This is a genomic window from Burkholderia sp. BCC0044 (assembly GCF_902832955.1).
GTDB lineage: Bacteria > Pseudomonadota > Gammaproteobacteria > Burkholderiales > Burkholderiaceae > Burkholderia.
In genome coordinates, this window is record NZ_CADFDO010000002.1 from 849,320 (window position 1) to 868,019 (window position 18,700).

The following is an 18,700-nucleotide window of genomic DNA, read 5'->3' on the forward strand; positions in this document are numbered from 1 at the left end:
GTCGGTGAATCGGTTGGAATCGGATCGGATAACGAGCGAGGCGGGCTACCGTTTGATACGATATATTGTTGCGTCAATGACGCGCAATGACCCGTTGGAACATGGCTCGGCGAGGCTCGGCCACCTGGGTTGGAACGGCGTCAGGCGGACGAGCACGCGAAATGATATGTTATATCATGTCAAATTCCAAGCCGAATGGCAGGATCCCGTCGGGTTTCTGTCGGATCGGCGCAATGGTCGCGGGAATGGCGGGGCGGCGTGCAGCCGTCGGCTCGAACTGTCGCGTCGCACGACGCGGATCATCGCGAAGCCGCGTTGACCGTTGCATCCGATCCGATGCGTTGACGCGTATCAACGTGCGCCGATGCCGAAACCGGATACTGGGTTGCTCATCGACCAGACAGGAGCAACGCATGACCCAGACCATGAAAGCGGCCGTGGTACACGCGTTCGGCGAGCCGTTGCGCATCGACGAAGTGCCGATCCCCGCACCGGGGCCCGGCCAGATTCTCGTCAACATCAAGGCGTCGGGCGTCTGCCATACCGATCTGCACGCGGCCGACGGCGACTGGCCCGTCAAGCCTTCGCTGCCGTTCATCCCGGGCCACGAAGGCGTGGGAATCGTCGCGGCGGTCGGCGCGGGCGTCACGCACGTGCGCGAGGGCGACCGCGTCGGCGTGCCGTGGCTCTACACGGCCTGCGGCCATTGCGAGTACTGCTGCACGGGCTGGGAAACGCTGTGCCATGGGCAGCAGAACACCGGCTATTCGGTGAACGGCAGCTACGCGGAATACGTGCTGGCCGATCCCGATTACGTCGGCCAGTTGCCCGCGCAGGTCGCGTTCGACGAGATCGCGCCGATCCTGTGCGCGGGCGTCACGGTCTACAAGGGCATCCGCGTCACCGACACGCGGCCGGGCCAGTGGCTCGCGATCTCCGGCATCGGCGGCCTCGGGCACGTGGCCGTGCAATATGCGCGTGCGATGGGCCTGCACGTCGCGGCCATCGACATCTCGCCCGACAAGCTCGCGCTGGCGCGGCAACTGGGCGCACACCTGACGATCGACGCGTCGATCGACGACCCCGCAAAAGTGATCCAGAAGGAGATCGGCGGCGCGCACGGCGTGCTCGTCACGGCCGTGTCGCGCAGCGCGTTCGCGCAGGCGCTCGGGATGGTCCGGCGCGGCGGCACGGTGGCGCTCAACGGTTTGCCGCCGGGCGATTTCCCGTTGCCGATCTTCTCGACCGTGCTGAACGGCATCACCGTGCGCGGGTCGATCGTCGGCACGCGGCGCGATCTGCAGGAGTCGCTCGATTTCGCGGCGGATGGCCTGGTGCGCGCGCACATCCATCGCGACCGGCTCGGCAACATCAACGACATCTTCGCGAAGCTGCGGGAAGGGAAGGTCGACGGCCGCATCGTGCTGACCGACATGCATTGATGCCGTGAACGTGCGCGCGCCGCCGCGCGACGCAGTGCGTCGTGCGGCGGCGTGACGGTCATCCTCGCGTCACGGCGCGAAGAACACGTCGGTGCGGTTCGTCAGGTTGCCCGCGTTGGTCTGGACAAAGAACGGATGGAACGACGACGACGGGCGAACGTCGAGCCCCTGATAGTCGCCGATGAAGAACCCTTCGGCGTTGGGCGCGAGCTTCATGTCGAACGGGCCGCCGACGCGCCGCTCGTCGGCGAACGTGGCGCCGCCGTCGTGCGAGATCTTGCGCCAGAAGCCGGTCGGCAGCGTCGTCGTGTTGCCGGCCTGCAGGTCGCGGAAGTCGTAGTACGTGACCATCACCGCGCCCGTGTTGTCGACGCGCACCGACGGATTGAACGCGGGGCGCCCGGTCGGCGTGTTCACCTGTTGCGGCGCGCTCCAGGTCGCGCCGCCATCCGTCGACGTCGATAGCGCGATTTCGTCGTACGTGCCGCCGTTGAAGCGGCTGTCCTGCCACGCGACGTAGAGCTGCCCCGATGCCGGGTCGATCGCCGGCTCCGGAATGATGTCGCCGGTGCGCACGGGTTCGCCGGTGTTCGGATCCGTGACGCCGACCGTCTGCAGCCCCGCGATGATCTGCGGCTTGGTCCACGTCGCGCCGTCGTCGGTCGACTTGATGAACGCGACCTTGCCGGCCGCCTTGCTGAACGGCGGCTGGATCAGGTCGAAGAAATCGTAGAGCGTGCCGCTCTTCGGATCGACGACGATCTGGTTGCCGATCGTCTGCTGACGCGACGGCACGTCGACGATGACCTTCGCGGCGCTCCAGGTCTTGCCGCCGTCGGTTGTCTTCGAGAACAGCGTCGGCCCGCGGTACGCCTTCGTGTGCAGGTTCGCGTACGGGTTGCCGTTCGGCAGTTCGAGGCGGTCCCATACCGCATACGCGGTGCCGGCCTTCACCGGGTTGGCGGTCACCGATTCCTTGTCGTTGAAGAACTGCGTCGTCGGTTCGTCGTTCGCGATCAGCACGGCCGGGCTGCTCCACGTCTGTCCGCCGTCGGTCGACACCGATGCGCCGACCGCGTTGCTGTTGTTCGACTGGTTGAACGAGATCGATACCGAGTACGCGGTGCCGTCCGGCCCGAACGATACCCACGGATCGGATGCGCGCTCGTACTTGAGCCCGCCCGGCGCGCACGCGCTGAACGGCTGCGGCGTGCGTGCCCAGGTTGCGCCCGCATCGAACGTGTAGCCGGCGACGAGCCCGTGGGCGCCGCCGTTCGACCAGCGGTCCTGCTGCCACACGCCGATCATGTTGTTCGGGTTCGCCGGATTGACCGCGAGCCACGGTTCGACTTCTGCATTCACGTAGTTGGTGCCCGGGCCGCCGATGGTGCACGCGGCGAACGGGCTCGGGCCGGACACGACGACGGGCTCGGCGTGCGCGGCGGCAGCGGCGGCCAGCGCCATCGCGGCGGACAGGCGGGTGACAAGCGGATGGGACACGATCATGCGTCGCATGGACGACTCCTCGGTGAGGTGCGAATGCGATGGCGGGGCACGACGAGGCCACGCGAACCGAAGCGCGGGCAATCGTGCCGCGCAGGTCGTGACGTGCCGTTCAGCATGCCGCTTCAGTCATCGCGATCCGCGTGCGCTGGATGCCGCCAGCGCTTCGGTTAAGACTCCTCTTCGTTTTCAATGCTTGTCGGGTGTGTCTGCGATGTCGACCCGACGGGGAAGCCAGTCAGGGCATGCGACGAATGCGTCGAAGTGGATTGCAATGTAGGCGATTCGAATGCGGCGCGACAGGCGGTTTTTTGTAACAGGACGTAGCCGGAAAGCGTTGCCGGAAGCCGGTGGCCGGCATGCAAGATTTGCCGTTGCGGCGGCATGAAAATCGAATCGAAAACGCGAATCGCAATCGCTTGCGATTGACGTCGGCGCGCGCCGGTCGCGAGCGCGTGATGCGCTGCTCAGCGCTCCGCCGGAAACCGCTCCTGCAACGCGTGCAGCCAGCGCGCGACGACGTCGAGTTCGTCGTCGGAAAACCCGTCGCACAGCTTGCCGTTGAGTTCGCGCAGCAGCACGCGCGCACGCTTGAGCGCCGCGTGGCCGGCGTCGGTCAGGTAGAGCCGCGTCGCGCGGCCGTCGTCGGAATCGGCATGACGCGTAACGAGGCCGGCTTTCGCCATCCGGTCGGCGAGCCCCGTCATCGCGGATGGCGCGAGCTGCAATGCGGCGCCGACTTCGCCGATCAGCGCGCCGTCCTGTTTCGCGAGACAGAACAGCACGCCGGCCTGCGCGGCGCTCGCGCGCGTGTCGGTTTCGGCCTTGCGGTCGATCCAGCGCTGCACGCGCCGCTGGCCGATGTTCAACATGAAAAACAGTCGTCGGTCTTCGCTCAAGCTGGGTTCCCGGCTGCAATGGAAAGGGAGGGGCGGCCCGCGGTGGGCGGCGTATCGAGCGCCTGCGCGAGCCAGTCGGCGACGGCGGGCCACAGCACGGCGCCGGGCCGGCTGCGAAAGAAGCCCATGTGCCCGACCGGGCCGCTGCCTGCCGCGCGCGGATCGATCTGACGGCGTTCGACCTTCGCGCGGGTCAGATAGCTTACCAGCAGGCCGATCGCGGCCGGGTTCGCCCAAGGATCGTCGTCGAAGCCGAGCGCGAGGATCGGCAACTGCTGCTTCGAGAAGCGCTCGGCCGCGCCGAGCGTCGGATCGTCGAAGAAGTAATGCGGCAGCGTCGTCCAGCGGCTCCATTCGCGGAACACGCCGGCCGGCAGATCCTCGCCGAGCCCGAGCCGCTTGCCGGGCACGTAGCCGAGCAGCGCGGACGTCAGCGGGCCGAGCACGCGCAGGATCAGCCGCACCTTCACGCGTTCGGCCGCCTGCGCGATGAGCCGCGTGCTGCCCGCATGCGCGGCGACCAGCACGGCCGCGCGCAGATGCGTCGTCGCGCCGGACAGCCCGATCGCGTGCCCGCCGACGCTATGGCCGACCGCCAGCAGCGGCAGCCCTTCATGCGCGTGCCGGGCCCATGCGGTCGCGGCGCCCACGTCGAGCTCCATCCAGTCGCGCATGCGGGCCCGCAGCGCGCGCAGGCGCGCCGGCCGCGATGCGCCGATGCCGCGATAGTCGTAGGTCAGCGCCGCGAAACCGCGTTCGGTCAGGAAGCGCGCGAAGCCCGCATACAGCCGCTCGGGCACGGCCGTCGCCGGATGGATCAGCACCAGCGCGCGCGGCGTCGCGTCCGGCGACCACAGCGTGCCGTACAGCACATAGCCGTCGGCGGCGGAAAACTCGATGGGTTGGGAGGTCATGGCCGTCCTCGCTCGGGCAGTTATTTTGTATGCGAAATATAGTCCGGAATTTATTTCGTGCGCGAAATATCTGTCGAGGAATCGTTCGAACTTCGCGGGGCGGCGGCCGGTGGCGAGCAGGGGGCTGCGTGCTGGATTAATAAAATATTTGCATCTTTACATAGAAGAATATTGCGTTTGTGTCATGAAGTGGATCGACGTATCTTCACCGGTTCCATCCGTTGCGCCGGCGGTTTCGCACGGCGGACCAACCTTCCGGGAGATCATGTTGCTGAGCCGAATCGTCACGGCGCTCTTGCTGGCGCTCGCCGCGCAGCCGGGCATCGCCAAAGACACCGTCACGCTGCGCGTCGGTGAACAGAACTACTTCAACATCCAGGCGTCGATGGAAGCATCCGGCGCACTGAAGGACCTGCCTTACACGATCGAGTGGAAGCACTTCCAGGCCGCCGCGCCGGTGGCCGAAAGCCTGAACGGCAACGCGATCGACATCGGCTTCCTCGGCGATTCCGCGCTGCTCACGCTGGCCGCGCGCGGCGCGCCGGTCAAGGTCGTCGCCGTGTCGCGGCAGAGCCTCGACGGCGTCGCGATCCTCGTGCCGAAGAACTCGCCGGTGCGCACCGTGGCCGACCTGCAGGGCAAGACCATCGCGGTATGGCGCGGTGCATGGAGCCAGCAGCTCGTGCTGCGCGCGCTCGAACATGCGGGCCTGCGCGCCGATTCGGTCAAGTACGCATACCTGATGCCGATCGACGCGACCAACGCGCTCGCGAACGGCTCGGTCGATGCGGTATCGCTGTGGGAGCCGTTCGTCAGCACGCTCGCGCTGCGGCAAGGCGCGCGGCCCGTGACGACCGCACAGGGGCTGATGCCCGCGCTGAGCTTCGTCGCCGCGAACGAGCAGGCCGCGTCGGGCAAGCGCGCCGAGATCACCGATTTCCTGCGGCGCGTGGTGGTGGCGCGCCAGTGGGTCGACACCCATCCGCGCGAGTACGCGGACCTGTGGGCGAAACGCGCGAATCTCGAACCCGACGTCGCGTATCGCTGGCTCAACAATGCCAAGCAGCGCGTCGGCCCGGTCGACGAGACGGCTGCGAAGGATGCGCAGAATACGGCCGACTTCCTGCACAAGTCCGGCGTGATTCCGGCCGCGTACGACACGTCGAAACTGCTCGACCGCTCGTATGCGGGTGCATTCGCGGCGCCCGCGCAAAAGACGGCCGCCGCGCAGTAAGCGCGCGGCCCGCTTTACGATTTTCGCGTTTTCCCGATCGACACTCCCAAGGACATCCCGACATGCCAGTCGACATCATCGGCATGATCACCGCGACACCCGGCGCGGAGGTCGACGTACCGGGCGGCGCGGCCGTCCAGCCCGACTACGTGCGCCGCTTCGCGCAGGCGCACGAGGCCGCCGGCTTCGACCAGATCCTGATCGGCCATTTCAGCAACGCGGCGGACGGCTTCATCGTCGCGTCGTTCGCGGCCGCCGCGACCGAACGCATCCGCCTGCTGCTCGCGCACCGGCCGGGCGTGATCGTGCCGTCGGCCGCCGCGCGGCAGATAGCGACGCTCGACGTGTTCAGCGGCGGCAGGCTCGCGCTGAACGTGGTGTCTGGCGGCGAAGATGCGGACTTGCAGCGCGACGGCGATTTCGTGCCGCACGATGCGCGTTACCGCCGCACCAGCGAATATCTCGACGTGCTGAAACGGATCTGGCTGGCCGATGCGCCGGTCGATCACGACGGCGCGTTCTACCGGCTGCGCGGCGCATCGCCGGTCGTGAAGGGCGCGCAGCGGCCGCACGTGCCGATCTATTTCGGCGGTTCGTCGCCGGCCGCGCTCGCGGTTGCGGGCGAGCATGCGGATGTCTACATGACGTGGGGCGAGCCGCTCGACGCGGTGCGCGAGCAGATCGCGCGCGTGCGGGCCGCTGCCGCGCCGTTCGGGCGCGCGCCGCGCATCAGCGTGTCGTTCCGGCCGATCGTCGCCGATACCGAGGCGGCCGCGTGGGAGAGGGCCGAGGCGATCCGCGAGCGCGTGCGCGCGGCGCGGCTCGCGAATGGCCAGCCGATCGCCGGTCACGCACCGCAGAATGCGGGCTCGCAGCGGCTGATGGCGGCGGCTGCGCAAGGCGACGTGCTCGACGAGCGGCTGTGGATGGGCGTCGCGAACCTGACCGGCGCGCGCTGGAATTCGACCGCGCTGGTCGGCACGCCCGAGCAGGTCGCGCGGGCGCTGGGCGCGTATTACCGGCTCGGCGTATCGACGTTCCTGATTCGCGGTTTCGATCCGCTCGACGATGCGCTGGCCTACGGGCGCGAGCTGATACCGGCAATTCATGCGCATGTCGCGGAACTCGATCGCCATCAGGCGGCAGTGCCGGCCTAGGGGAACGACCAGTCAGCCGAATCGCCCCGGCATCGCCATCACGGCATGCCGGGGCGATTGTTCTGAACGGAACAAGTCAAAACGACGGCAATCCCGGCGGATTGGTCTCCGCCCGCGCGATCGCCTCGCTCTGCAAGCCCCAGCGCGCCAGCGCCTGCCCGTAGCGGCCGTTGCCGATCAGCGCATTGGTCGCGAGCGTCAGCGCGGGCGCGAGCCCGCTGCCGCGACGCGTCGCGATCGCGACGTCCGCATTCGCCGGCCAGCCCGCATTGACGGTGCCGACACGGCGGATCTTGCCGCTGCGCGCGGCCTCGTACGCGAGCGACGCGTTCGGGTTCAGCTCCGCATCGGCCCGGCCCGACAGCAGCGCGATGCGCGCCGTCGCATCGTCGTCGAAGTAGAGCAGCTCGGCCGGCTTCAGCCCCTGCGCGACGTTGCGCTTGCTCCATTCGAGCAGGATGCGCTCCTGGCTCGTGCCGGCGCCGGTGATGATCCGCAGGCCCGCGACGTCCTTCGGCTCCGCGATCTTCACGATAGGGCTGGCGGTGCGCACGTAGAAGCCGTGCAGCCCGAGCCGATAGGTCGTGAAATCGTATTTCTCCTTGCGCTTCTCGGTCACGCCGACATTCGAGATCACCGCGTCGTACTTGCCGGACGTCAGCCCGAGCGGCCAGTCGGCCCATGCGATCGGCAGCAGCACGAGCGTGCGGCCGAGTGCGTCGGCAACGAGCTGCGCATAGTCGGGATCGGCGCCGACCACGGTGCGCGCGTCGGTCGCATAGGTCGACACGGGCGGCGCGTGCGGCGAGATCGCGACCGTGAACGCGCCGTCGCGCACCCAGTGGTAGCCGCTTGCTGCGCGGATGGCCGCGTCGTCGGGGCCGGCGCGCGGGCGGCCGGCCTGGCGCGGATCGAGGTCGGCGGTGGCGGCGGCCGCGCGCGCCGCATGCCACGGCAGGCCCGAGGCCGCGACCAGCGCGGCCGTGATGAACTGGCGTCGATCGGTCATCGTGCGGCACCTCGCAGGTGGGAAGCGGCGCGCATCACAGCACCCGCGACAGGAACGCGCGGGTGCGCGAATGCGACGGCGCGTCGAGCACGGCCGCCGGCGGCCCGGCCTCGACGATCCGCCCGCGTTCCATGAACAGCACGTTGTCCGCCACTTCGCGTGCGAAGCCGATTTCGTGCGTGACGATCACGAGCGTCGTGCCCGAGCGCGCGAGTTCCTTGATCACGTCGAGCACTTCGTTGACGAGTTCGGGATCGAGCGCCGACGTCGGCTCGTCGAACAGCAGCACCTTCGGACGCAACGCGAGCGCCCGCGCGATCGCGACGCGTTGCTGCTGGCCGCCGGACAACTGGCGCGGATACGCATCGGCCTTGTCGGCCAGGCCGACCCGCGCGAGCAGCGTGCGCGCGGTGTGCTCGGCGGCATCGCGCGTCACGCCGGCGACGGCGATCGGCGCTTCGATCAGGTTCTCGAGCACCGTCAGGTGCGGGAACAGGTTGAAGTTCTGGAACACCATGCCGACGGCCGTGCGCCGCTTCAGCACGTCGCGTTCGCTCAGTTCGTGCAGCACGTCGCCGTCGCGGCGATAGCCGATCAGTTCGCCGTCGATGTCGATGAAGCCGTCGTCGACGCGTTCGAGATGGTTGATCGTGCGCAGCAGCGTCGACTTGCCGGAGCCCGATGGCCCGACGATCACCGTCACGCTGCCGCGCGGCGCGACGAACGACACGTTGTCGAGCACGCGCTGCATGCCGAACTGCTTCGACACGCCATGCACGGCCACTTCGCCGCCGGTGCGCGACACGTTGGCCCCGGGATCGGCCTGCGTGCCGGCATCGCCGCGTGCCTGCGCGATCGACGCCGCACGGCGCGACGCGACACGCCGCCACAGCCCGCCGATGCGGGCAAGCGCGAACGTGAGCACGGACGGCGGCGGATTGCGCAGCGCGCCGCGCGCATAGTGCCGCTCGACCTGCACCTGGATCGCGGACAGCACGGTCAGGATGATCAGGTACCAGACGGTCGCGACCATCAGCAGCGGGATCACTTCGAGGTTGCGGCGATAGATCACCTGTACCGTGTAGAACAGTTCGGGCATCGCGAGCACGTAGACCATCGACGTGCCTTTCGCGAGCGAGATCAGGTCGTTGAACGCGGTCGGCAGGATCGCGCGCATCGCCTGCGGCAGCACGATCCGCGACGTCTGGCGGCCGCGCGGCAGCCCGAGCGCGGCGGCGGCTTCGAGCTGCCCCTGATCGACCGCGAGAATGCCGCCGCGAATCACTTCCGCGGAAAACGCCGCGTGGTTCAGCGTGAGGCCGAGCACGGCCGCGAGGAACGGGCTGATGAGATCGGTGGTCGGCGTGTCGAACCACACGATGTCGGTGAATGGCACGCCGAGCCGCACGTGCTCGTACAGGTAGCCGAGGTTGTTCAGGATCAGCAGCAGCACGATCAGCGGAATCGAGCGGAACAGCCACACGAAGACCCACGCGCTGGCGGACAGCAGGCGCGAACGCGACAGCCGGGCCAGCGCGACGAACGCGCCGAGCACGAAGCCGAACACCGCGCCGAGCAGCGTCAGCACCAGCGTGCGCGCGAGCCCCGACAGCACCGGCGGCGACAGGAACCATTCGGCGAACACCGGCCAGCCCCATTGCGGGTTGCCGAGGAGCGAATACAGCGTGAGCGCGATCAGTACGAGCGCGAGCACGGTGCCGGCCGTGCGCGACCGGTGGCGCGCGGGCACGATCCGCACATGCGTGCCGGGCTCGCGTGTGCCGGGGGAAGAGAGCGGCGGCAGCGCGCCGCCGAGATGGGTCGTGTCGCTCATGTCGTTGGAATCCTCGAATCGATCGATCGGCGGGAGCGCCGCCGTGCATGGGCGGCGGCGCGGCGGCGTCAGGCGTGCGCTTCGGCAGCCGCTTCCCGAGCGGCGTCGGGCGTCGCGTAGCGGCTCGCCTTGCGCGGCAGACCGAGGTGGTCGCGCAGCGTGGCGCCGGGCAGGTCGCGGCTGTAGCGGCCGCGCGCCTCGAGCACCGGAATCACGAGTTCGATGAAATCGTCGACGCCCTGCGCCTGCACCGGAAAACCGAGGATGAAGCCGTCGCCGGCGCCCGCGTCGTGCCAGCGGATCAGCTCGTCCGCGACGTGCTCGGCGGTGCCGATGAAGTTCGGCCGCGGCGTCGCGACCGCGAGCGCGGTCTCGCGCAGCGACAGGCCCTTGCGCTTCGCATCGGCCTTGATGCGGTCGGTGGTCGAGCGGAAGCTGTTGCGGCCGAGCTCGCCGAGTTCCGGGAACGGCGCGTCGAGCGCGTACTGCGTGAAATCGTGGTGATCGAAATAGCGGCCGAGGTACGCGAGCGCCTCGTCGATCGTCAGCAGGTCGCGGATCGCCTGGTATTTGTCCTCCGCTTCGGCGGCCGTGCGGCCGACGATCGGCCCGACGCCGGGGAAGATCTTCACGTCGCCGGCCTGCCGCCCGTGCTCGATCGCGCTCTGTTTCACGCGCTGCGTGAACGCGGCCGTTTCCTCGATCGACGGCGAATGTGTGAACACGGCATCCGCGTATTTGCCTGCGAGGCCGATCCCGGTGTCGGACGAGCCGGCCTGGAAGATCACCGGCTGCCCCTGCGGCGAGCGCTGGATGTTCAGCGGGCCCGCGACCTGGAAGAAGCGGCCGTGGTGATCGAGCGTATGCAGCTTGTCGCGATCGAAGAAGCGGCCGCTCGCGCGGTCGCGTACGAATGCATCGTCGTCCCAGCTGTCCCACAGTCCCTGCACGACCTCGAGGTATTCGTCGGCGATCTCGTAGCGCAGTTCGTGATCGGGGTGCGTCTTGCCGTAATTCTTCGCGGTGCCTTCGAGCGGCGTCGTCACGACGTTCCAGCCCGCACGCCCGCCGCTGATCGCGTCGAGCGACGCGAGCTGGCGCGCGACCGTGAACGGTTCGCTGTACGACGTCGAGATCGTGCCCGCGAGCCCGATCTTCTTCGTGGCGACCGCGAGCGCCGACAGCACGGTCAGCGGCTCGAAGCGGTTCAGGAAGTGCGGGATCGACTTCTCGTTGATGTAGAGGCCGTCCGCGACGAACGCGAACGTGATGCCGGCGGCTTCCGCTTTGCGCGCGATGCCGATCGCGAAGTCGAGGTTGATGCTCGCGTCGGGCGGGTTGCTCGGATGCCGCCACGCGTTCATGTGGCTGCCTGCGCCTTGCAGCATCAGGCCGAAGGGAATCGATCGTCGGGTCGTCATGATGGGAATGTCACGCGTTCTGGTCAGGGGAGAGGGAGCGGTCGGCCGCGAGGGCCGTCTGCAACGGCGTGGTGGACAGCGCGCCGCCGAGCCATTCGGCCGACGCGAGCCGCGCCGCGTAGTCGGATACCGGCGAATCGATCACGAACGCATCGACGTCGAGCCGCCGGCTCAGCGCGTCGAGCGCGCGGTGCACGCCCTCGGGCGTATCGGCCAGCACCGTCGGGCGCAGCTCGTCGATCCGGTAGTCGGACGCGCCGCTTTGCCGCGCGAATTCCGCGGCCGCCTGCGCGCTGCCGAGATTGAAGCTCTGGCCGCCCGCCAACTGCAGCTTGAAGATCTTCAGCGGCCCGATCAGTTGCTCGGCCTCGTCGCGCGTCGGCGCGGCGACCGCGTACAGCGCGACGAGCGGCTTCTCGCCGCCCGCACTGCGGTAAGCGTCGAGCGAGCGTTCGAGATTCGCGTCGTCGCCGTTGAAATGGCCTGCGTAGCAGAAGCGCCAGCCGTTGCGCGCGGCGAGCGCGCCGCTGTCCGGCGAGCCACCGAGCAGGATGCGTTCGGGCAACTGCGGCGGCACCGGCATCGCGACCGCGCCGGCGAGCGGATGATCTTCGGCCACGCCCCAGCCGAGAAACGCGTCGAGCTCCGCGAGCTGCCCCGCGAAATCGGGCTTGCGCGCCTTGTCGTGGAACCACTGCAGCGCGCGCGTGGTCAGCGGCAGCCCGCCGGGCGCCTTGCCGGTGCCGAGATCGACGCGGCCCGGCGCGAGCGCGGCCAGCAGCTTGAACGTCTCGGCCACCTTGAACGGGCTGTAGTGCTGCAGCATCACGCCGCCCGAGCCGATGCGGATGCGCGACGTGTGCGCGAGCAGGTGCGCGACGACGACCTCGGGCGCCGAACTCGCGAAGCCCGGCGTGCCGTGATGCTCGGCGACCCAGAAGCGCGCGTAGCCGAGCTGGTCGGCGCGTTGCGCGAGCGTGGTGGTGAAGCGCAGTGCGTCGGCGGCGTTCGCGCCGTCGGCGATCGGACTCTTGTCCAGCAACGAAAGCGAATAAGACATGGTGAGCGGCGTTCCTGCGTGAGCGTGGATGGGCGGTTGGGCGCGCGCGGCGCTCAGCTCTTCGGCAGCCCGGGCGGATTCGTGCGCGACTGGTCGATCGCTTCGGACGCGAGGTTCCAGCGGTCGAGCACCTGCTGGTAGCGGCCGGTCTTGATCAACGCGTTCAGCGCGACGGTCAGCGGCTCGGCGAGGCCGCTGCCGCGGCGCGTCGCGATCGCGATGTCGGCCGTGCGCGGCCAGCCGCCGCTGATCGCGCCGACGAGCCGCGTCTTGCCTTGCTGCGCGCTTTGATACGCGAGCACCGAGTTCACGCTGAACACCGCGTCCGCCCGGCCCGACTGCACGGCGACGATGCGCATCGCCTGGTCGTCGTAATACTGGATCTGCACCGGTTTCAGCCCGTGCGCGACGTTGTCGCGGTCCCACGCGAGCAGGATCTTTTCCTGGTTGGTGCCGGCGTCGGTCACGATGCGCAGCCCCGCGACGTCCTTCGGCTCGCGAATCGACTGGATCTTGCTGTCGTTGCGCACGTAGAAGCCGACCTGGTCCTTGCGGTAGGTCGAGAAATCGAACTTCTGCTTGCGCTCCTCGGTGACGGTCACGTTCGAGATCACCGCGTCGACTTTCCCCGATTCGAGTGCCAGCGGCCAGTCGGCCCACGCGAGCGCGACGATCTTCAGCTTGCGGCCGAGGCTGTCGGACACGAGCTGGCCGACGTCGGCGTCGAAGCCGATCACCGTGCGCGCGTCGGTCGCATACGAGCTGATCGGCGGCAGGCTCGGTGCGATGCCGATCGTCAGCGTGCCGGGCTCGGCGAACTTGAACGACGCGGGCACCGCGCGCTCGACCGCCGCATCGGCCGCGCCACGCGGGCGGCCGCGCTGCTCGGGGCTCAGGTCGAACGTCGCGGCGACCGCGGCCGTCGCGGCGGCGAAGGCGCTCAGGCCGATCAGCGCGGCGGCCAGCGTGCGCACGGCACGGGATGAAAGCGGTACGGCTCGATGCATGAAACGTCCTGTCGTGGAAGCGTGGAATGGTTGAAAGCGGAATGTGCGGCGTGGAATGCGCGACGCCGAGCGGTCGCTCAGCGCGGCAGCACCGCTTCGGGCAGGGGCGCCCACAGGTCGGCCAGCGTCGACGTGCGCGACGGATCGACGAGATCCTTGCCGAAACGCAGGTGGAAATACGCTTCCGGGTCGATCGACGAATCGAACAGCCGCGTGTAGCCGGTGCGGTCGTACAGCGCCCACGCTTCGGGCTGGCGAAAGCCGGTCGTCAGATAGAGGCGGCGATAGCCCTGTTGCGCGGCACGCAGTTCGAGCGCTTCGACGATGCGCCGCGCGAGGCCCTGGCGGCGCAGGTCGGTGCGCGTCCAGATGCGTTTCAGTTCGGCGGTCTGCGCGTCGTAGCGCTTGAACGCGCCGCCGCCGATCGTCTCGCCGTCGCGCAACAGCAGCACGAACGCGCCTTCGGGCGGCGCGAACAGCTCGGCCGGGTAGCGCGCGAGTTCGTCGCGGGCCGACGCACGGCTGTCGGGGCGGTACGCGTTGTAACGGGTCGAATACTCGTCGATCAGCGCGTCGATCAGCGGCTGCGCGCGGACGTCGAGCGGCGTCGTGTCGATGATGCGGTCGTTCGTGGCCATGGGCATCGCGAAGGGCGCGCGATGCGGACGTTCCTGGCGGGGTGCGGGCACGCGGCCCGTCCGGTCTGTTCCGTTATCGCGACGCAGTTGTCGTGATGGCGGCGGCTGTCGTGCTTCATGCGATGCGTCCGGCGCGCCGCCGCCGTTTTGAACACGTTAGCGGCGTGGCCGGCAAAGACGAACGAAGCAATTTCGATAAGGATTTCGCGGGAAGTGGAAGAAGGCTTGCAGGGGGAGTGGGGTGGGGCGAACGGGCGTGGTGGGCGCTGTGCCCGTCCGGAGTATGGATGACGCATATGAACGCCGCGGATTGGCAGGGGGGCGCGCGCCCGGCCGGGACCCGCCGCCAGGGTGGCGACGGTCCTCATCGAATGGTCGAGCGGGCGCGAAACCTTTGGCTGTCGCGGGGCGACGATCCTCGACGATGGCAGCGTTCAGGCCGCTGCCGCCTGAGGAATCGCGTCGCGCTGTTCGCCACCCAGGATATCGACGAGACTGGTCAGCATCCGCGCCAATTCACCCGTCATCAGCGTGAAATCCGAGTCGAAGCGTTCATCGTCATTCTGCGCGGTCGGATCCGCCGCTTCCTTGATCACGTCGAGCGGGGTGACGCGCTTGATCGTCAGCGACGGCGTCAGCACGAACGAGATCCGGTCATTCCAGGTCATCGCGAGGCGCATGCATTGCTTGCCGGCTTCGATGTGCCGGCGCATGTCGTTCGTTTCCAGCGCGTGGCCGACGTATCGCACCGTGGCGCCGCCTTCGCCGGTCGAACGCAACTCGGCGTCCTGGTCCACGGTGAATCCGCCCGGCGCGTCGCCGGACAGCAGCCAGTCCGTCATCGCGGCGACCGGCGAACGCGCCACCTGAACGCCGGCGAGCGGCAACTGGTCGATCGATTTGACGAGCAGGCTGCGAACGTCGTCGGCCAGCGCCTGGGCGGCCGCATCGATGACGAGCCAGCCGTTCGCCGTGTCGATCCACACGCGGGTATCGCGGCGAATGCTGAACGCGCGCGGCAGCAGTTCGTCGGTCACCTGCTCCTTGAGTTCGCGCAGTTGTTTGCGGCCGACCTTGAAGCCCTGCTGCTCCTCGACTTCGAGCGCACGCGCTTTGGTCACCTGATTGACGACCGATGCCGGGAGCAGCTTCTTTTCGGCACGAAACAGCAGCAGCATCTGCCGGTTGTTCGAATACACGAGCGCGCCGTCGTCACGCGGCGACGCCCATCCGGCGCGCTGCATCTCGACGCTGCTGCCCGGCTGGAACGCGTGAGGCGCCAGCCATTTTTCCATCTGGTCGGGGGTGACGGCCCAAGGTGCCGGAAGACGATGAAGCTGAAGGTTCTTGAACCACATAGGCGTACGGGCAAAGCGCGTCATTCTATATGACGGGGAGCGCTCACGGCCACGAAGCGTCACTCATTGGGACCGTCATCGGGACGTTCGGGCGTCGGCTCCGCACCGCAATCCGCCGCGCGTAGGCTGAAAACGCGCGCCGCTTCCCCGAACGATACCGCTCGATCACGTGGGCGCTTTCGCCAGCAGGGCGTTCGCGTGACGTCGCAAGGTCTCAGCCCTTGCTGCGTGGTTCGTCGTCCCGATTCTTTGCCGCCGCACGCGAAAACCGCACTTGATATTCACTCGGGGATAGTCCGGTTTTGCGCTTGAACAATTGCCGGAACGTGCTGATATCGCCATAACCGACACGCTGGCTCAGCGCCTCCAGCCCGATTGGCCGGGTTTCCAGCAAGCGTTTCGCGACTTCGATACGCAGATTCTGCAGATACGTGAGCGGCGCGAGCCCGACGGCTTCCTTGAAGCGGCGATTGAGCGTGCGTTCGCTCACGGCAAGCGACGCGGCCAGCTCGCTCAGCCGGAATCCCTGCTGCAACGTCGCCTCCATCTGCCGCTGCGCACGGGCGACGAGCGTGTCGGTATGTCCATGTTCGTCGACGAGCGTGGCAAAGGAAGCCTGCGACGTTCGATTCATGTCGATCAACAGCGCCTTCGCGGTCATCGTCGCGAGCGCCTCGCCGGCGAGTGTTTCAACGAGCTGCACCGCGAGATTCAGATACGACGTCACGGAACCGCCCGAGATGATGCCGTCTTGCGCGATCATCAGTTCCTGCGCGCGAACTTCGACGCGCGGATAGCGGCGTGCGAAGTCCGCGGCTTTCGCCCAGTGCGTAGTCGCGGCGCGGCCATCCAGCAGGCCAGCCTCGGCGAGCAGGTAGTTGGCGGTGCAATAGGCTGCCAGCACGGCGCCGGCCTTGCGTTGGCGCCTCAACGCGGAAGTCAGCGCGTTCAACTGCTCGCGCCGCCCGATGAACTCGTCGATGTTCGAGAAGAACGGTGCGGTCAGCAGAACGGCGTCCGCCCGCTTGCGCGGATCGATCTTTCCGTCGACCTGAATGGTCTGGCCCGACGCAGCAGTGACGGGGCGACCGTCGAGCGATTCCACCCGCCATGCGAGCAGCGGGGCCGATGGGGTGCCGGCCGGCGTGGCCTTGCGCATATGGAACTGGTTGGCTGCGCTGAAAACGTCAACCGGGCCCGCGACGCCGGACGCGAGGATGCCGTCATAGACCCAGATGCGGACGATCGCCATGTGCGTGTCTGAAATTCCCTGAATAATGGCGATCCTGCCACTTATGGCCGCGCCGGTAAACCTCGATGATGGGCACCTCCGACGAACCGAAAACAGGAGCAGCACCATGCCGATGATCGACGCACTGTGGCCCGAAAACGCATTGACGCCCGAGGCCGAGGCACGCCTCGTCAAGGAACTGACCGACATTCTCATCGAGGCGGAAGGCTATGACCCCGCCAGTCCGATCGCACAGCGCGTCACCGTGCTGCATCTTCATCGACCTGCCGCGATTTACATCGGCGGTGAACGCACGGACACGATCCGCTACCGGATCATTCCGTCCGTACCCGAAGGGCAATACACGGACGAATCGCGTCGCTGGCTCGTCAGACAGGTCACGGAGGCGGTGGCACGTGCGGAGAACCGGCCGTTCGACGACGTCGCGCCGCGCGTCTGGGTCTTCCCGACCGAGATCCCGGATGGCGCCTGGGGCACGCGCGGCGCGATCTGGACGCTGCCCGTCATTCATGCGCTGCTGGCGGGCGAGTCCGAACGCGGCGCGGGCGTTGAGCGTCTCGCACGGCGCCGCCGCGAAAAAGCGTGCATCACGCTCGAAGCGGCCCGCGATGCCGCTATCGCAGGCATCACGCGCAACCCGTGACAGGCGCACCGGCATGAAAGTCGACGACACGGCCGCCGTGACGGGGATTTTGATTGCGCCATAAACGCGAAACTCATAGCGCTAAACCCACACGTTCCCCCGCAAATGCCGAGGTGACTGTTCGCCATCGAGAACGAGACAATCGACGGTTGCCTCAAGATTGATGACAATGGAACCCATTCCAACAACGGGGCAAAAACAATGATGACTTCCGGCGACGGCCTGACCAGCCCGGCGCGGCTCCTGCGACTCGCGTCATGGGTGATAGCGATCATCTTCGCTGTCTTTCTGAACATGCTCGGCAGTCTCGTGATCCGCGACATGGCGTTCGCCCCGAGGGGCGGTCCGCCCGTCATCGAGCAATTCGCCGACGCTCCCGCAAAAGCACGGCTGGACGCGGCGCGGCGCCAACTGCAGACACAGCGCGACGCGCTTGCCGAGAAGGTCGACACGATGGAAGTGGCGCGCGGCCGTGCCGCGAAGGAGTATGCGGCCGAGAAAGAAAGTTTCCGCAACTGGCTGGCGACTCGCGCGGTGACAGGAGATGGTGCGAGGGACCCGGACATTCTCGCGAGAACGCGCAAGCTGGATGCGCTCCAGGCAGTGGTGGTCAACTGGCAGCATCAGATCGATGCGATCGGCGACCAGCAACGGGCGCTGGCATCGCAGCAAACTCAAGTCGACACACAAATCGCCGAAGCGGACGCAGCCGCCGAACGGCGCTTGGACGAGGCAACCCGGCACTACGAGATGCAGGTGTTCGGGCTGCGGCTTGCGCTGACGTTGCCGATACTGCTGGTTGCGACCTGGCTGTTCATCCGCTATCGCAAGGCGCGCTACTGGCCGTTCGTGTACGGTTTCGGCCTGTTTGCATTGAGCGCGTTTTTCATTGAACTGGTGCCGTACCTGCCGAATTTCGGCGGCTATGTCCGGGTCCTGGTCGGCATCGTGCTGACGGTGTTCGCCGGCCTCTACATGATGAAGGCATTTCAGCGCTATGCCGAACGCAAACGGCTCGAATTGCAGCAGGATCAGGGCGAGCGCGCACGCACGATCGGATACGAAAAAGCCGTTCGGTCGCTCGAGAAAAAGCGCTGCCCGTCATGCGACAAACAATGGAATCTCGGCGGCGACGACTCCACGTTCTGCGTGCATTGCGGATTGAGGCTCTTCAACGTATGCGAGTGCGGCGGCCGGAATTTCTTCTTCTTTCCGCACTGCCATCAATGCGGCGCTGCGCAGGGCAATGAATCGCCGGTGTCGTCCGACTGACGGTCAGCGTGTACGCACTGGCGGCATACGACGGTCATGAACGCGTCAGTCGGGGCC

General features: G+C 67.6%; 16 protein-coding genes. 5 read left to right on the forward strand and 11 right to left on the reverse strand.

Annotated elements, in window-relative coordinates:
* The first annotated feature begins 413 nt into the window (after positions 1–413).
* Positions 414–1,442 (forward strand): alcohol dehydrogenase AdhP, encoded by a 1,029-nt coding sequence (gene adhP / locus HWX14_RS12375; RefSeq protein WP_175882975.1) that lies wholly within the window; start codon positions 414–416, stop codon positions 1,440–1,442.
* A gap of 69 nt (positions 1,443–1,511) precedes the next feature.
* On the opposite strand, the gene HWX14_RS12380 is transcribed toward adhP, so the two are convergent.
* The 3 genes from HWX14_RS12380 to HWX14_RS12390 form a co-directional block, all read right to left on the reverse strand.
* Positions 1,512–2,957 carry a sialidase family protein gene (locus tag HWX14_RS12380; RefSeq protein WP_175882976.1) on the reverse strand — a complete coding sequence of 482 codons (1,446 nt, stop codon included), beginning with the start codon at positions 2,955–2,957 and terminating at the stop codon, positions 1,512–1,514.
* 455 nt (positions 2,958–3,412) lie between these two features.
* On the reverse strand, positions 3,413–3,844 hold the full coding sequence (locus HWX14_RS12385; protein ID WP_175882977.1) for a MarR family transcriptional regulator: 432 nt from the start codon (positions 3,842–3,844) through the stop codon (positions 3,413–3,415).
* Positions 3,841–4,758 (reverse strand): alpha/beta hydrolase, encoded by a 918-nt coding sequence (locus HWX14_RS12390; RefSeq protein ID WP_175882978.1) that lies wholly within the window; start codon positions 4,756–4,758, stop codon positions 3,841–3,843. The genes HWX14_RS12385 and HWX14_RS12390 overlap by 4 nt, the downstream gene beginning before the upstream one ends.
* Before the next feature lie 265 nt (positions 4,759–5,023).
* Between HWX14_RS12390 and HWX14_RS12395 the strand changes: the two genes are divergently transcribed.
* Positions 5,024–5,992: an ABC transporter substrate-binding protein gene (locus tag HWX14_RS12395; protein ID WP_089492369.1), complete on the forward strand. Its 969-nt coding sequence runs from the start codon at positions 5,024–5,026 to the stop codon at positions 5,990–5,992.
* 62 nt (positions 5,993–6,054) lie between these two features.
* Complete coding sequence (locus tag HWX14_RS12400) at positions 6,055–7,149, forward strand: LLM class flavin-dependent oxidoreductase (RefSeq protein WP_175882979.1); 1,095 nt, start codon at positions 6,055–6,057, stop codon at positions 7,147–7,149.
* Positions 7,150–7,225: 76 nt separating this feature from the next.
* Here HWX14_RS12400 and HWX14_RS12405 read toward each other — a convergent pair whose 3' ends face one another.
* The 8 genes from HWX14_RS12405 to HWX14_RS12440 all read right to left on the reverse strand — a co-directional run bounded on the left by HWX14_RS12405 (position 7,226) and on the right by HWX14_RS12440 (position 16,728).
* Positions 7,226–8,158 carry an ABC transporter substrate-binding protein gene (locus HWX14_RS12405; RefSeq protein ID WP_175882980.1) on the reverse strand — a complete coding sequence of 311 codons (933 nt, stop codon included), beginning with the start codon at positions 8,156–8,158 and terminating at the stop codon, positions 7,226–7,228.
* A 34-nt stretch (positions 8,159–8,192) separates the two neighbouring features.
* Positions 8,193–9,992, reverse strand: coding sequence for an amino acid ABC transporter permease/ATP-binding protein (locus tag HWX14_RS36745; protein WP_175882981.1), 1,800 nt, complete (start codon positions 9,990–9,992; stop codon positions 8,193–8,195).
* A 68-nt stretch (positions 9,993–10,060) separates the two neighbouring features.
* A complete protein-coding gene (locus HWX14_RS12415; protein ID WP_175882982.1) occupies positions 10,061–11,413 on the reverse strand; it encodes an LLM class flavin-dependent oxidoreductase in 1,353 nt (450 codons plus the stop codon).
* A 10-nt stretch (positions 11,414–11,423) separates the two neighbouring features.
* Positions 11,424–12,473: an LLM class flavin-dependent oxidoreductase gene (locus HWX14_RS12420; protein WP_175882983.1), complete on the reverse strand. Its 1,050-nt coding sequence runs from the start codon at positions 12,471–12,473 to the stop codon at positions 11,424–11,426.
* 53 nt (positions 12,474–12,526) lie between these two features.
* Positions 12,527–13,480, reverse strand: a complete 954-nt coding sequence (locus HWX14_RS12425; protein WP_175882984.1) for an ABC transporter substrate-binding protein — start codon at positions 13,478–13,480, stop codon at positions 12,527–12,529.
* Positions 13,481–13,557: 77 nt separating this feature from the next.
* Positions 13,558–14,118, reverse strand: coding sequence for a GNAT family N-acetyltransferase (locus tag HWX14_RS12430; RefSeq protein ID WP_175882985.1), 561 nt, complete (start codon positions 14,116–14,118; stop codon positions 13,558–13,560).
* 434 nt (positions 14,119–14,552) lie between these two features.
* Positions 14,553–15,476: a recombination-associated protein RdgC gene (locus HWX14_RS12435; RefSeq protein ID WP_175882986.1), complete on the reverse strand. Its 924-nt coding sequence runs from the start codon at positions 15,474–15,476 to the stop codon at positions 14,553–14,555.
* 214 nt (positions 15,477–15,690) lie between these two features.
* Complete coding sequence (locus tag HWX14_RS12440) at positions 15,691–16,728, reverse strand: helix-turn-helix domain-containing protein (RefSeq protein WP_175883571.1); 1,038 nt, start codon at positions 16,726–16,728, stop codon at positions 15,691–15,693.
* Positions 16,729–16,834: 106 nt separating this feature from the next.
* On the opposite strand from HWX14_RS12440, the gene HWX14_RS12445 reads away from it, so the two are divergent.
* Together HWX14_RS12445 and HWX14_RS12450 are read left to right on the forward strand one after the other, a co-directional pair.
* Positions 16,835–17,371 (forward strand): Tautomerase enzyme, encoded by a 537-nt coding sequence (locus HWX14_RS12445; protein WP_175882987.1) that lies wholly within the window; start codon positions 16,835–16,837, stop codon positions 17,369–17,371.
* Between the two features lie 201 nt (positions 17,372–17,572).
* Complete coding sequence (locus tag HWX14_RS12450; protein ID WP_175882988.1) at positions 17,573–18,643, forward strand: hypothetical protein; 1,071 nt, start codon at positions 17,573–17,575, stop codon at positions 18,641–18,643.
* Positions 18,644–18,700: the final 57 nt, after the last annotated feature.